At 70.8% G+C, this 13,921-nt stretch carries 13 protein-coding genes; 9 read left to right on the forward strand and 4 right to left on the reverse strand.

Annotation, left to right across the window (positions count from 1 at the left end; all coding sequences use genetic code 11):
* The first annotated feature begins 10 nt into the window (after positions 1-10).
* The gene (locus tag BSZ36_RS00865; RefSeq protein ID WP_179270950.1) at positions 11-637 is read left to right on the forward strand and encodes a TlpA family protein disulfide reductase; all 627 of its coding nucleotides are present in this window, start codon (positions 11-13) and stop codon (positions 635-637) included.
* Positions 638-777: 140 nt separating this feature from the next.
* Here BSZ36_RS00865 and BSZ36_RS00870 read toward each other — a convergent pair whose 3' ends face one another.
* Complete coding sequence (locus BSZ36_RS00870) at positions 778-1,434, reverse strand: PhoU domain-containing protein (protein WP_094545278.1); 657 nt, start codon at positions 1,432-1,434, stop codon at positions 778-780.
* A gap of 101 nt (positions 1,435-1,535) precedes the next feature.
* On the reverse strand, positions 1,536-1,715 hold the full coding sequence (locus tag BSZ36_RS00875; protein ID WP_094551077.1) for a CPXCG motif-containing cysteine-rich protein: 180 nt from the start codon (positions 1,713-1,715) through the stop codon (positions 1,536-1,538).
* Positions 1,716-1,849: 134 nt separating this feature from the next.
* Here BSZ36_RS00875 and BSZ36_RS00880 point away from each other — a divergent pair, with 134 nt between their 5' ends.
* From BSZ36_RS00880 to BSZ36_RS00910, 7 genes are all read left to right on the forward strand, one after another.
* On the forward strand, positions 1,850-2,323 hold the full coding sequence (locus BSZ36_RS00880; protein WP_143536700.1) for an ACT domain-containing protein: 474 nt from the start codon (positions 1,850-1,852) through the stop codon (positions 2,321-2,323).
* Positions 2,320-2,781, forward strand: a complete 462-nt coding sequence (locus BSZ36_RS00885; RefSeq protein ID WP_094545280.1) for a four helix bundle protein — start codon at positions 2,320-2,322, stop codon at positions 2,779-2,781. Before BSZ36_RS00880 ends, BSZ36_RS00885 begins: the two co-directional genes overlap by 4 nt.
* Positions 2,782-2,799: 18 nt before the next feature.
* Positions 2,800-4,182 (forward strand): PFL family protein, encoded by a 1,383-nt coding sequence (locus tag BSZ36_RS00890; protein WP_094545281.1) that lies wholly within the window; start codon positions 2,800-2,802, stop codon positions 4,180-4,182.
* Between the two features lie 59 nt (positions 4,183-4,241).
* A complete protein-coding gene (locus BSZ36_RS00895) occupies positions 4,242-5,156 on the forward strand; it encodes a hypothetical protein (RefSeq protein WP_094545282.1) in 915 nt (304 codons plus the stop codon).
* Positions 5,153-5,770: a hypothetical protein gene (locus tag BSZ36_RS00900; RefSeq protein WP_143536701.1), complete on the forward strand. Its 618-nt coding sequence runs from the start codon at positions 5,153-5,155 to the stop codon at positions 5,768-5,770. The genes BSZ36_RS00895 and BSZ36_RS00900 overlap by 4 nt, the downstream gene beginning before the upstream one ends.
* 3 nt (positions 5,771-5,773) lie before the next feature.
* Positions 5,774-6,685 (forward strand): hypothetical protein, encoded by a 912-nt coding sequence (locus tag BSZ36_RS00905; RefSeq protein WP_094545284.1) that lies wholly within the window; start codon positions 5,774-5,776, stop codon positions 6,683-6,685.
* Between the two features lie 63 nt (positions 6,686-6,748).
* Complete coding sequence (locus BSZ36_RS00910) at positions 6,749-7,387, forward strand: DUF6498-containing protein (RefSeq protein WP_094545285.1); 639 nt, start codon at positions 6,749-6,751, stop codon at positions 7,385-7,387.
* 226 nt (positions 7,388-7,613) lie between these two features.
* Here the strand turns inward: BSZ36_RS00910 and BSZ36_RS00915 are convergent, their stop codons facing one another.
* Together BSZ36_RS00915 and BSZ36_RS00920 are read right to left on the reverse strand one after the other, a co-directional pair.
* A complete protein-coding gene (locus BSZ36_RS00915) occupies positions 7,614-9,269 on the reverse strand; it encodes a DEAD/DEAH box helicase (protein ID WP_094545286.1) in 1,656 nt (551 codons plus the stop codon).
* Positions 9,270-9,596: 327 nt separating this feature from the next.
* A complete protein-coding gene (locus BSZ36_RS00920; RefSeq protein ID WP_094545287.1) occupies positions 9,597-10,844 on the reverse strand; it encodes an Lnb N-terminal periplasmic domain-containing protein in 1,248 nt (415 codons plus the stop codon).
* Positions 10,845-10,877: 33 nt separating this feature from the next.
* Between BSZ36_RS00920 and BSZ36_RS00925 the strand changes: the two genes are divergently transcribed.
* The gene (locus BSZ36_RS00925; protein ID WP_094545288.1) at positions 10,878-13,598 is read left to right on the forward strand and encodes a DEAD/DEAH box helicase family protein; all 2,721 of its coding nucleotides are present in this window, start codon (positions 10,878-10,880) and stop codon (positions 13,596-13,598) included.
* The last annotated feature ends 323 nt before the right edge of the window (positions 13,599-13,921 follow it).

Below are 13,921 nucleotides of genomic sequence, written 5' to 3' on the forward strand. Positions count from 1 at the left end.
CGGCGATCTCGTGACGCCGAGCACGGACCCACGAGATCTCCGCTCTGGCGCCCGCGATACTGGGCAGCAGGAGGGGGCCTCTGGCGAGCCACCGCCTCGCCAGAGGCTCCGCGCAGCATGGGAGAGCCCGCGCGGCGTGCGCGCGCGGACCTGGGGCCACAGGCTGCTCTGGGTGGGGTTGCTCGCCGTGGTCGTCTGGCGTTACCTGCCGGACTACCGCCTGCCGGACCTCGGCCCGGCGCCGCCTCTGGCGGGAACGGCGATCAGCGGCGAGGCGGTAGACCTCGGCGCCTACGTCGGGCAGGTCGTCGTGCTCAACGTGTGGGCGACGTGGTGCCCGCCATGCGTGGTGGAGACGCCCGGCTTCGTGGACCTCGCGAACAGCTTCGAAGGCGACGTGCAGTTCGTCGGCCTCGCGGCCGAAGACGACGAGGACGCCGTACGCCGTTTCGGCGCGCGCTACGAGGTGCCGTACCCGCTCGTCATGGTGGGGGCGCTCGACGGGCCGGCGCCAGAGGGCCGCGTGCTACCGACGACGTATGTCATCGACCGCGCCGGCCGCGTGCGGATGCGGCACGAGGGGCTGCTGCTGGAGCCCGCGCTGCGGCCGGTCTTGAAGCGCCTCGCGCGGGAGTGAGGCGCTCTAGCGGAGCCAATGCCGTTAGAACGTCAGCGACGCAACCTCGCCTAGACGAGCGCCGAACCGCGAGGTCACCGCGTCGCTGCCCTCCTCGCGAGAGCAGCCGAAGGGGCGCCAGAGGCCTCTGGCGCCGAAACCTAGGCGGCCTTTCCGCCGCCGCGCACCATGTCGAACGGAAGCGCGACAGCCGAGGCGATGTTGGCGAGGTGGCTACCCATCCGGCCGATCATCCGCGCGCTGAGTGCGAGCACCGTCGCCGCGTTCGGCGTCAGCGACGTGTCCTTCGAGATGTCCTCCAGGAGCGTCGCGACGCGGGCCTTTAGGTCGCGGTTGGTGTTTAGCACGGCGTGGGCGCCAGAGGCGTCGCCGTTGGCGAACGAGCGCTTCGTGGCGTCGAACATCGCGCGGACGTCGTCGCGGATGCCGCGAAGCGTTTGGACGTGCGGCCCCTGGCGCGGGGTGTCGGCGAGGGCCGCAGCCTTGGCGAGGCTTTTCGAGAGATCGCCGCTGCGCTCGGCGTCCTGAATAGCCGAAAGGAGCAGGAGGCTCCACGAGAGGTCATCCTGCGGTGCCACCGCGAGATGCTCCAGAACGGTCCGGCGGACCGTCTTTTCCCCGTCATTCACGATGTCGTCCATCGCGCTGAGGTCCTGCGTGAGCGGCTCGTTGTCGAGCAGGCACGCCGTGGAGGCGTCGAACATCTCCGCGCTTGTCGAGAGCATCTCGCCAATCGTGGCGGTGCCCTGCTGGACGAGGGGAGAGGGAGTGCTGCGGAAGGCGTCGATGAGCCACATAGGAGGTTTGGGTCTGTGTTTCCAATGTTACCGAATTGTTACGGGCTCGTTCCGAGAAGACCAGAATCGCCTCTGGCGAAGCGCACGCGAAGGGTTCGGCGCTACTCCACAAGCCGCTCCGCGCTGAACGCGACGACGGCGTCGTCCTCAATCTGGTACCGGATTTCGATGGGCGAGCAGCACACCTCGCAGTCCTCGACGTAGGTCTGAGAGGCGATGCTGGGGTCCAGCAGCATCGAGATGGGCGCGAGGCAGTAGGGGCAGGAGAAGTCGTGTTCGATCTCGTACACGGGCGGGAGGGGAGGTGGGAGGGACGCCAACCCCCACCTCGCGCTCGCGTTCGCGTAGGGCGCCAGAGGCGCGCGCGGGGCTCTCGCATCGCCCGTAGCTTCTGGCCGCCTCTCCCGCTCCGCTCGTGCCTCAAGACGTCCGCGCCCTTATCGACCGCATCGCCGCCGCCCTCGGCGACGCCGCCACCCCCGAGCGCGTGGAGCACATCGCGCGCGCCGTGTTGCAGGCGGAGCGAAAGGACTCCCCGCCGCGCGCGGCCTCTGGCGCCAGCGCCACCTCGGTGCGAAGCGTCGCCGCGAGCTTCGACGACGGGCCCGCGCCCGACGTTACGCGCTTCGTGGTCACGGCCTACGGCCGCGACACGCCGGGCGTGCTCGCCGCCGTCAGCACTGAGCTGGCCGACATGGGCGTCAACATCCTGGACGTGTCGCAAAAGGTGCTCCAGGGGTACTTCACCATCGTCCTCTTCGCCGACCTCCCCGCCGGCACCGTCGAGTTCGGCACGGTCCGCCAGAGGCTCCAGGCCCGCGGCGAGGCCCTCGGCGCCCGCGTCCTCGCCCAGCACGAGGAGCTGTTCCAGGCGATGCACAGGCCGTGAGTGACGACGGGGACTGGGGACTCGGGAACGGGGACTGGGGGGCGGACCTCGCCTCTGGCGTCGTTGCCGAGCCCAGTGCCTCCGGCGCTGTACGGAGCTACGAGGATTTGCGCGTGTGGAGTGGAGGTGTCGCGCTCGCGGAGGCGGTATACGCCGCAACTCGCACCTTCCCTGAGGACGAGCGCTTCGGGCTCACGTCTCAACTCCGGCGCGCCGCTGTTTCCATCCCGTCCAACATCGCCGAGGGCTGGGGAAGAGGATCACGGGCGGACTACCGCCGGTTCGTGATCGTCGCCAGAGGCTCGCTCTACGAGGTGGAGACGCAACTCCTCCTCTCACACCGGTTCGGTTTTCTGGCGCAAGAGGCGTACGCGGATCTACGGAACCAGACCCAAGCGCTCAGCCGCCAACTCCAGGCGATGGTCCGTTCGCTTTCTGCCAGTCCCCAGTCCCCTTAACCCCAGTCCCCGCACACCGTGCCCCTCTCCCTCCCTGAGATCCTCGAAACCGTCCGCATGACGGAGGCCGACGCCTTTGACATCCGGACCGTCACGCTGGGGATCAGCCTCCGCGGGTGCGCCTCTCGCGACCCCGAGAGCACGCGGCAGAACATCTACGACCGCATCACGCAGACCGCGAAGCACCACGTGGCGGCGGCTCGCGAGATCGAGGAGTTGTACGGTGTGAGCATCGCCAACAAGCGGTGCTCCATCACGCCCGCGGCGATCGCGGCGGACGGGTTCTCGCCCCAGGACTTCGTGCGGCTCGCGAAAACGCTGGACAAGGCCGCGGAGGAGGTCGGCGTGGACTACCTCGCGGGGTTCTCGGCGCTCGTCGAAAAAGGCTTCACGCCGGGCGACCGCGCGCTCATCGAGGCGCTGCCCGAGGCGCTCGCGACAACCAACCGCGTGTGCTCGTCCGTCGCGTGCGGGAGCACCCAGGCCGGCATCAACGCCGACGCGGTCCTGGACGTGGCGCGCATGATCAAAAAGACCGCCCGCCTTACCGGCGAGCGCGATTCCATCGGCTGCGCCAAGTTCGTGGCCTTTTGCAACGCCGTGGGCGACAACCCCTTTGTAGCGGGTGCCTTCCACGGCGTGAGCGAGCCCGGCCACGTCATCAACGTCGGGATCAGCGGGCCGGGCGTGGTTCTGCGCGCCGTGAAAGCGCTCGGCGATACCGCCGACTTCGGCGCGGTCACGGACGCCATCAAGCGGACCGCGTTCAAGATCACGCGCGCCGGCGAACTCATCGGCCGCCGCGTGGCCGAGAAGCTGAGCGAGGCCTCTGGCGAGACCGTCCCGTTCGGCGTGGTCGACATCTCGCTTGCGCCGACGCCCGCCGAGCGCGATTCGGTGGGTGACATCCTGGTCGCGATGGGTCTGGAGTACGCCGGCGCGCCGGGCACGACGGCCGCGCTCGCCATGCTGAACGAAGCCGTCAAGCGCGGCGGGCTGATGGCCGCGCGCCACGTCGGAGGCTTGAGCGGCGCGTTTATGCCGGTGAGCGAGGACCAGGCGATGATCGCGGCGGCCGAGAAGGGCTACCTCACGCTCGAAAAGCTCGAAGCCATGAGCGCGATCTGCTCGGTCGGCCTGGACATGGTGGCGATCCCCGGCGACACGCCCGCCGAGACCATCGCGGGCATCCTCTTCGACGAGTTCGCCATCGGCATGGTCAACGACAAGACGACCGCCGTCCGCATCCTGCCGGTCCACGGCAAGGGCGTGGGCGAGTGGGCGGACTACGGCGGGCTCCTCGGCCGCGCGCCCATCATGCCCGTCTCGCAGCTCTCCAGCGCCGTCTTCGCGCGCCGCGGCGGCCGCATCCCCGCGCCCATCCGCAGCCTGACCAACTAGCCTCTGGCGCCAGAGGCATCCGCGCGGGCACGCCCTTCTCGACCCTGCCATCTATAGACGTGCCGCAGCAAGACCCCGCCGAGACGCCAGCCGCTCCGACCGCGCCAGAGGCCTCGGAACCGGCCGCGCCAGAACCGACCGGGCCGCGCGTGTTCACGATCACAGCGCTGGGCTGGATCGCATTCCTCGGAGGGCCTCTGGCGGGAGGGTTCGCGCTGGCCTACAACGCGAGGCGCTTCGGCCACGCTCGCGAGGCGACGTATGCTGTGGCCGGCGGGATTGTGGCGACGGCGCTCCTGCTCGCGCTGATCCTCCAACTTCCCGAGGCTGTGACAGGCCACTGGGCCTATCGCGGCCTGTTGAGCGGGCTCTGGGCAGTGATCACGGTGGCCGTCGCCGAGAAGACCCAGAGCGAGCGCATGGATGTCCACTTCGCGGCTGGCGGACGCAAGGGCTCTGGGTGGGCAGGTGCAGGGATGGTTGTTTGGGGATTCGCTGTGCTTGTGGCACTCGGAGCGATCGTTTCCTTGGCGATGCCCGTATTCGAGGGGACACCGCACGAGCGCGTAGGCGGCGGGACCGTTTATGCCTCTGGCGACGCGACCGAGGCCGATGCGCGCTACGTCGGCACCGCGCTCCGTCAGTTCGGCTACTTCCCAGATGGAGAGGCCGCGCAGGTTTCCCGTACCCAAGACAGCGCGCGAGTGTCGATGCTGCTGATTCCTGAGATAGAGACGGATACGGTGTTCCTCCAGGAGGTCCACCTCCTCGCAGCCCATCTGCAGCAGGCGCTCCGAGCGCCGGTCGCCATCGTCAACGTTGTGGACGGATTCTCCGGCCGGCGCCAGACCGTCCTCACCGACGTGCTCCCGCCGGAGCTACGGTTCCGGCCTCCGCCCCCTCCGCTCCCTGAGCAGAGCGGACCACCTCCGGCCGCCCCCGCAAGCGGACAGTCTCTGGCGCCAGAGGCATGAGCCTTACACCGTCGCCCCCGTCGGCCAACCGCCAGAGGCCTCGGGCGGCGTGGCTGACGGCGCCACGGCGTTCGTTTCGGGTCGCGCAAGAGGTGCCGCTCGTGATCGAGGTGGAGGATTGGAACCCGTTCTGGAACCACCTGGGCCTGTACGCGAGCGGCCTCGCGGTTCTCTCCCTCGCGGCGTTCGTCTACTTCCGGCTCGACGCGTGGCGGCGCGGGATGGTGCCGCTGGCATCGGGAGAAGACGTGCTGAACGTGGGCGCGCCTCTGGCGGTGATGGCACTCGGCGTGTGGCTGATGCGGCGGCGCGTCTCGCCGGAGGTGATCGAGACCGTGACGGTAGATGCCGAGTGGCTGACCGTCAATCGAGTCCACCGCCAACGGGTGCGCATCCCGCGGCGCTCCATCACAGAGGTTCGGAGCCTCCGCTCACCGGTGACCTCGCGCAACGCCGCGCGCGTCGTCCACGCCAGAGGCGCCCTCGATCTCGGCCCGTTGCGCACGCGCAGCGTCTACACCGTGGACGACGCGCCTGACCGCTTCGTGACGCTTCTCGAACGCGCCCTCGCGCCAGAGGCCTCTGGCGATCTTGAGAGCCCGACCTCCGCCTGATTCATGCGACCGATCGCCTTTTTACTCTCGTTCCTCGGAGCGGCGGCTGTAGCGCAACCCGTCGCCGTGCCCGGCACGCGCGCGAGCCTCACGCCGCCCGAGGGGTTCGCGCCGTCCGAGCGCTTCGCCGGCTTCGAGAGCGGCAGCCTGGGCGCGTCCATCATGGTCGTCGAGATCCCCGAGGCGCCGCTAGAGGAGATCATGGCCGCGTTCACGCCAGAGGCCCTCGCGACGCAGAACATCACCGCAGCCGCGCGCCGCGAGGTGGGCATTGGAGGCGTCACCTCTGTTCTCGTCACCGGGCAGCAGCAGGCCTACGGCGAGACGTTCGACAAGTGGATCCTGGCCACGGGGGACTCACTCGGCGTGGTCATGGTGACGGCGGCGCTCCCCCAGGGGGCCTCTGGCGAGGCACAGCAGGAGATCGAGCGCGCAGTGCTCTCGCTGACGATCGGAGCGGCGCCCGAGGATCTCTTCGAGGGGCTGCCGTTCCGGCTGGACGCGCCAGAGGCGCTCCCGGTCCGCAAGAGGATCGGCGCGTCGCTGCTCCTCGCGCAGGGCTACGGTGAGGCGCAGCCGGCGGGCGCGCCGTTCTACATTGCCGCGCTGGGCGCCGCCCCACTTGGCGACGACATCGCAGGCGCCGCGGTCCAGCGGCTCCGGCAGACGCCAACCGTGCGCGACATCGGCCCGGTCGAGACGCGAGAGCTGGAGGTCGGCGGGATGCCGGGCGTCGAAGCCATCGCGCAAGCCGTCGACGCGGACTCAGGGGAGCCCGTCATGGTTGTGCTCGTGCTCGTGCCCACGGTGGAAAACGGCTACCTCATCATCCAGGCCATGGTCGGCGCCGAGGCCTGGGAGGAGTGGGGCCCCCGCTTCCGAGCGGTCACGGACTCGCTCGTGTGGACGCCGTAGGAGCGCCAGAGGCCCCGTGATCTCGGGAGCCGCCAGAAGCTGCCTGGATGGTAGTCTCGCGCCATGCCCACCCCGACGTTTTTCCGCGCCCCGTCCACGTCTTCCGCCGTGGGACTCGTCCTCGCCAATCTCGTGCCTCTGGCGGGCGTGATCTGGTTCGGGTGGGACCTGTTCGGCATCATGTGGCTCTACTGGGCGGAGAACGCCGTGATCGGCGTGTTCGGGGTGCTGCGGATTATCACCGCCGGTGAGATCCACCACTGGGCGACCGTCACAGGGCGGACGTTCCTGGCCGCGTTCTTCTGCGTCCACTACGGCTTCTTCTGGTTCGTCCACGGCGTCTTTGTCTACGCGCTTTTTGGCGGCGGGCGCGAGTTGGAAGGCGCGGGGATGGCAGCGCTCAGCGGCGTGCCGATCGAGGGGCTCGTGCCGCTCGTCGTCAGCCACGGCGCCTCGTTCGTGATGAACTACCTCGTGGGCGGCGAGAGCCGGAGCACGTCCGGGCCGGCCGAGATGACGAAGCCCTACGGCCGCGTCGTCGTGCTTCACGTCGCCATCCTGGGCGGCGGCTTCTTGCTCGTGGCCGCTGGCGGCGCGGTCTGGGCGCTCGCGCTGTTCATCGTGCTCAAGACCGCCTTGGACCTCGGCATCCACCTCAAGGGCCACCAGATGCGCCTCGCGAAAACGGAGGCCGACGCGTAGCCCACGAGGGGAGGCGCCCCCGGCCTCTGGCGCCAGAGGCCTGCAGCACGCGAAGAGGCCTGCAGCACGCGAAGAGGCCTGCGGCACGCGAAGAGGCCTGCGGCACGCGAAGAGGCCTGCGGCACACGACGCGCGGCACACCCGAAGCGCACGAAAACGCCCGCCCCGGCGCGAGGCCAGAGCGGGCGGAATCTGTCAGAGCGCCAGAGGCCTCTGGCGAGAGGGGCTAGGCCTTCTCGACGCGCGCCATGCGCTTGCCGAAGCGGTACTCGCCTTGGCCGAGAACCTGCCCGGCGAGTTCCTGCGGCACGTCCACGAACGTCGTCCGGTCGGTGATCAGGATCTTGCCAAGCGCGCGGCCGGGGATGTCCGCCGTGCGGGCGACGGTGCTGACCACGTGGCGCGGCTCGACGCCGTTCATGCGGCCGGCAGCCAGCGCGACGCGGACCATGCCGGGCTCGTTGCCGCCGTGGCCGGCTCCGCGGGTGTTGCCCCCGTGGCCGTTCCCGTGGTGCGAGGGGCGGTTGTTGCCGTTCGAGAAGTTGTCGCGGCGCGGGCTGCGGTGACGCTGGCCGCCGATCTCGACGAGTGGCGTCTCGCCCCGGTCCTCACGCGCGATGGCGAAGGCGGCGGCGGCGACCGTCATCGGGTCGTGGCCCTCGGCGACGAGGCGCGTCACGAGCGCGCGGTCGGCGTCGGTCGCGTTCTCGATCTGCTCCTGGACGCGGGCGGCGAGGCGCTCGGCGCGCTTCTCCTCCACCTCGGCGATGCTCGGCAGCGGCGTCGCGGGGATCTCGCGCTTGATAAAGCGCTGGATCCGCTCGATGAGGCCGCGCTCGCCCGGGGTGACGAACGAAAGCGCCGTGCCGGAGCGTCCGGCGCGGCCCGTGCGGCCCACGCGGTGGACGTACGCCTCAATGTCGATGGGCAGGTCCACGTTGAACACGTGCGAGACGTGGTCCACGTCCAGGCCTCTGGCGGCCACGTCCGTGCCGACGAGGATCTTGACCTGGCCGTTGCGGAAGCGGTGCAGCACGTCTGTGCGCTGCGCCTGTGAGAGCTCGCCCGAGATGGGCTCGGCGGCCCAGCCGGCACGGGTCAGCTCGGTCGCGAGCTGCGTCGTGTTGGCGCGCGTCTTGACAAACGCGAGGGCGCTCGTCACGTCCTCCGTTTCCAGGAGGCGGATCATCGCCTGGAGCTTGTCGCGCCAGTGAACGACGTAGCCGCGCTGCTCCACGTCCTGCGCGGTCTTGTCGCCGCCGGTCGTGGTGATGGTCTCCGGGTTGTTGAGGTAGGTGCCCGCGATCTGGCGGATGCGGCCCGGGAGCGTCGCAGAGAGGAGAGCCGTCTGGCGCGACGAAGGCGTCGAGCCGAGGATCGTTTCAAGGTCGTCCGCGAAGCCCATCGAGAGCATCTCGTCGGCCTCGTCCAGCACGACGAACTCGACGCCCGAGAGGTCGATCGCGCGGCGGTCCAAGAGGTCCACCAGGCGTCCGGGTGTGGCAACGACGATGTCGACGCCTTGCTCCAAGCGGCGCGTCTGCTTGTGGTACGCCTGGCCGCCATAGATCGGCAGCGTGCGCATGTTCAGGTTCTTGCCGTAGTTGAACATCGCGGTGGAGACCTGAACGGCCAACTCGCGAGTGGGGCAGAGGACCAGGGCGCGGACCGTGCCGCGCACGTCGCTTTCCGCCAGCTTCTGGAGCAGCGGGAGCGAGAAGGCGGCCGTCTTGCCCGTTCCGGTGCGGGCCTGGCCGATGGCGTCGCGGCCCGTCAGCAGGATGGGAATCAAATCCTCCTGGATGGGGGAGGGGGACTCGTACCCGAGGGCGGCGACGGTCTCCGCGAGTTCAGGGCGGAGGTCGAGATCAGAAAACGTCATAGCGGTGCCCTGTGGGCATAGAGGGTGACGCCAGCGGCCATGGGGCCTCTGGCGAGATACAGAAAGCGAGATCAGGCCGGTTTAGCGGCGGGTCCACGCTCCTGTGCCTCTGTCAAACCGCGTCCGCGTTACTGGACGAAACCTGGGCTGAGCGTTTCCGGCGGGCTCATGCCCACATCAAATCCCGAACGAGACCAAGAAACGAACGCGCGCCCGGCCTCGCGCGAGGGCGCGGTGACGAGCCGTCGAAGATCCGGGGGAGTGTGCCCTGTAGCCGGGCGAGCGACCGAAACGGCCCCATGAAGGCAGGGCCGCTGGCGCCTGCGGCTACAGGTCCGGGCGGAAGGCGCGGACGCCCGCGCGGAACGCCAGCAGCAACGCGAGGGGGATGCCCGCCGCGTGCATCGGCTCCGGCCAGAGCCACCACAGCAGCACGACCGCGAGCGTGGCGACGGCGGCGAGGGCGGCGTAGCCGCGCCAGAGGCCAGAAAGCCCCAGCCGCGCGAGGCCGAACGCGGCGAGGAGGTGCGTGGGCCAGAGCCAGAGGAGTTCGAGGTTGGCCTCGGTCACGCTGTGGTCGCTCGCGAACCACATCAGCAGCAGGACCACGCCGGCCAGCCCCGCGAGGGCGAACAGCACGCCATCGGCGCGGGCGCCCCAGCGGCGGAGGCGGTCCGAGCGGAGGTGGCGGCGCATCCAGAGCGTCGCGCCGAGCGCGATCGCGAGCAGCGCCCAGGCGAGCGCCAGAGGCCAGGGGAACGAGGCCTCTGGCGGCGGCGGGACCCAGAAGACCGTATCGCGCGCGGCCACGAGCGGGCGCCCGTCCACGGTCGCGTCGTCGAAGGCGCGCATGAGGTCGAGCGGGAGGAACGTGGCCTCTCGCGGCGTGGGGACCTCGTCGGCCGGGACGCCGATGCCGAGGTTGGTGCCGAGGTGAAGCCACGGGCTCGCCTCGGTGTAGGCGTTCAGCATGTCGCGGAACGTGCGCGGCTCGCCATCCGGGCCGGGCGCCGGCGGCGCGAGCGCGACGCCAGAGGAGGCCTCGCCAGAGGCCGCGAGCGCGAGGTCCAGCATGTCCACGAGCCGCGTCGAGCAGTTGTCACGCACGAAGTCGTAGCGGTAGGCGCGGTTCTCGGGCTTCGCGTTCTCCTCCAGCGCGGCGTAGAGGTCGCGGACGGTCTGCGGCGAGACGTCCAGCACCTGCTCGATCATCGGGCGCTCGAAAAGCTGGTACTTGTACACCTCGTTCTCGAACGGAGCCGTGTCGAGGATGTAGTCCAGGTGGCCGCGCAGGAAGCGGACGACGAAGCCGGGCTGGTTGAAGTCGAACGTGCCGTAGTTGTACGTCTTGTCGAGGCCTGTGGCCGGGTCCTGGATGCGGAACGCGCTGTGGCCCCAGGCGCTGTAGACCTCCTCGCCGGGCAGCATCGTGAGCAGCGAGACGCGGGCGCTATCGGAGAGCGCCGGGGTGGGGTCGGCCTCTGGCGCGAGCAGCGCGTCGAGGTTGCGGCCGGGCTGGGCGGCGGCGCCAGAGGCGGCCAGCACGAGGAGGAGCAGGAGGCGGGCGAATCGCATAGGGGAAGCTACCCGGCCTAGCTTCGGCTCGCCGTGACCGATCCGTTCGCTTCTGCCCGCTTCTCTGGCCGCTGGCGCCCGTACCAAGCGCGGGTGCTGGCGGAGTTGGACGCGCACTTGGAAGACGAGCGCGTGCACGTCGTCGCGCCGCCGGGCTCGGGCAAAACGCTGGTCGGGCTGGAGGCCGTGGTCCGGATGGGGCGCCCGGCGCTAGTCCTCGCGCCGACGCTCGCGCTGCGCGAGCAGTGGCTGGACCGCTTCCGCGAGCACTACGGGGGAGGGGGGAGTGGCGAGCGGGCAGTGGCCGAGGAGGCCGCGGCCTCTGGCGTGGGGGCCTTTGGCGCGGCACCGCGCGGACACACCAGCGGTGTGTCCCTACGGGAGGGATCGGCCTCTGGCGAGGTTCGCCTCTCGACGGACCTTCTGGCGCCAGAGGCCCTGACGGTCACGACGTACCAGGCGCTCCACGTCGCGCACACGTCCAGCCCCGAGCCTCTGGCAGCGGCGCTGCGCGCGGCGGGGATCGGCACGCTCGTCGTGGACGAGGCGCACCACCTGCGCAACGCGTGGTGGCGCACGCTGGACGAGGTCCGCGAGGCGCTGCCGGGCGTCCACGTCGTCGCGCTGACGGCGACGCCACCGTACGACGTGCCCGCGGCGGAGTGGGGCCGCTACCGCTCCTTCTGCGGCGCGCCCGACGCCGAGATCACGACGCCCGAACTCGTCCGCGCCGGCCACCTCTGCCCGCACCTCGACGCCGTGCACCTCTCGACGCCTCTGGCGGCGGAGCAAGCTGCGCTCGACGTGTTCCACGAGGAGGCCGCGGAGTTCGCGGACGCGTTCGCCAGAGGCCCGTTTATCGACGCGCTCGCGGAGCATCCGTGGATCGCGGCGCCAGAGGCCCACGCCGACGCCATCGCGGACGACGGGCCGGAATGGTTCGTGGCCGCGCTGGGCCTCTTGCGCGAGACCGGGCGCGATGTAGCCGCGCCAGCGGCGGTCCTGGACCTCGCGCCAGAGGACATCCCGCCGCTGCGCATGAGCGTGCTGAGCCGCATTCTGGAGGGCGTCCTCGGGCCACAGGCCGCGGTGTTCGACGCGGCGCTGGGCCCGAAGTCGGTGCGCGAGTTGGGCGCCGAGCTCCGCCGCATGGGCGCGAGGGTGGGCTCGCGCGTGCTCCTGCACCGGCCGCCGGCCGTGCAGAAGGCGCTGGGGCGGAGCGCGTCGAAGATGGAGGCCGTGGCGGAGATCGTGGCGTTCGAGGCAGCGCACCGTGAGAACGAGCTGCGCGCCGTTGTCCTGGCCGACCGCATCCACGAGGAGGCGTGGGCGTCAGGCTACGCCGCGCAGCCGCGCCTGGGCGTCGCGCCGCTGTTCTCGCGCCTTCGCGAACTGGACGCACCCGCGGCGACCGTCGCGGCGCTGACCGGGCAGTTCGCCGCCATCCCGGCCTTCGTGCTTCCCGCGCTGCGGCGCGAACTGGAAGCCTCTGGCGCGAGAGGCCACCTAGGTGACCGCCTGAGCGCCGAGCCTCAGGCGACGGACCGCGAGACGCTCCGCGTCACGCTCGACGGCGCTGGAACGGGCCTCGTCGGGCCGATGACGCGGCTGTTCGCCCGCGGTGAGGTCCGTGTGCTCGTCGGGACCGTCGCGCTGCTGGGCGAGGGGTGGGACTCGCCCCAAGCCAACGTGCTCGTGGCTGCGTCCTACGCGGCCACGTTTGTGCAGACGGGCCAGATGCGCGGGCGCGTGCTCCGCACCGATCCCGCCCAGCCGGACAAGGTCAGCACCGTCTGGCACCTCGCGTGCGTGGAGCCCGGCGCCGAGGACGGCGGCCCGGATCTCGCGACGCTCCGGCGCCGCTTCGCCGCCTTTGCCGGCCCGCGCGATGCCGACCCGCCACGCCTCGAAACGGGCCTCGCGCGCCTGGGCCTCCCATCGCCGCCGTTCGCCTCTGGCGATGTGCGGCAAACCAACGCGCGCACTTACGAGGCCGCCGTCTCGCTCGGCCGCGTGCGGCGCCTCTGGCGCGACGCCGTGGGAGACGAGGCCGACGGGCGGCGCCTCCGGCCCGCGCTCCGCGTTCCGCGCCAGAGGCCTCCCGTCTCGCCGCGCATCCAGATCCGCCAGAGGCCCTGGACGCATCGCTACCCGACGGGCTGGGCCGCTGGCGCCGGAGCCCTCGCCGCGGCGGGCGCCGGCGGTCTCGGCATCGCGCCCGTTCTCGCGATGGCGCTCTGGGCCGGCAGCCTCGGGCTGGGCGGCGTGGCCGCCGTTCTCGCCGTCGTGGAGCGCGTCGGGCGCCAGAGGCACCGCGAGGCCGTGGGCGAGAATGGCCTTCGCCTGGAAGCCGTCGGCGAGGCCGTCCTGAGCGCGCTCCAAACGACGGGCCTCGTGGACGCCAGAGGCGCGGAGGTTGTGGTGGAGCGCGTGGGCGACGCGCTCGACGTGCGGCTGGACGGCGCCGACGTGGCCTCTGGCGAGGTCTTCGCCGCGGCGCTCGCGGACACCATCGGCGAGGCCGGCTCGCCGCGCTACCTGCTGGATTGCGGCGGCGCGTTCGTGCCGGTCCCGGACGTGCTCGGGCGGAAGAAAGCGCTCGCTGAGACGTTTCTGGCCGCGTGGACGGAGCGCGTCGGCCCGGCCTCACTCGTGTTTACGCGCACCCCGGCCGGGCGGCGGCCTCTGGCGGCGGCGCGGGCGCGCGGTGCATGGGGTCTGGGCGAGATCGAACGCGTGCGCCGGTGGGGATGAGGGATGAGGGATGAGGGATGAGGGATGAGGGATGAGGGATGAGGGATGAGGGATGAGGAGGGGCGCCGGCCGTTTTGTTCCGCCAGAGGCCCTGTTCGGCACGCGCTGGTCCGCCCCGTCTCTGGCGCCTCGGCCTCCCGTAGTAGGGGCGTATCGCATACGCCCCCCTTTCAGGATGCCTCCGGGCCTCGCCTCTGGCGCGGTACAAATGCCCCTCACCCTGTCCCTCTCCCGAGGGGAGAGGGGACCTCGCCCGTGGGTTCCAAGAATCCTCTGGCGCCAGAGGCGGGCGCGGGACAGCTTTACCCAGTACCCAGTACCCA

The sequence above is a fragment of the Rubricoccus marinus genome (assembly GCF_002257665.1).
Classification (GTDB): Bacteria; Bacteroidota; Rhodothermia; order Rhodothermales; family Rubricoccaceae; genus Rubricoccus; species Rubricoccus marinus.

Excerpts from the sequence above, each read along its gene's own strand:
- BSZ36_RS00900 (WP_143536701.1), top strand. The coding sequence starts at position 5,153 with ATGAGCCTTACACCGTCGCCCCCGTCGGCCAACCGCCAGAGGCCTCGG.
- BSZ36_RS00905 (WP_094545284.1), top strand. The coding sequence starts at position 5,774 with ATGCGACCGATCGCCTTTTTACTCTCGTTCCTCGGAGCGGCGGCTGTA.
- BSZ36_RS00920 (WP_094545287.1), bottom strand. The coding sequence starts at position 10,844 with ATGCGATTCGCCCGCCTCCTGCTCCTCCTCGTGCTGGCCGCCTCTGGC.
- BSZ36_RS00870 (WP_094545278.1), bottom strand. The coding sequence starts at position 1,434 with ATGTGGCTCATCGACGCCTTCCGCAGCACTCCCTCTCCCCTCGTCCAG.
- BSZ36_RS00915 (WP_094545286.1), bottom strand. The coding sequence starts at position 9,269 with ATGACGTTTTCTGATCTCGACCTCCGCCCTGAACTCGCGGAGACCGTC.
- BSZ36_RS00910 (WP_094545285.1), top strand. The coding sequence starts at position 6,749 with ATGCCCACCCCGACGTTTTTCCGCGCCCCGTCCACGTCTTCCGCCGTG.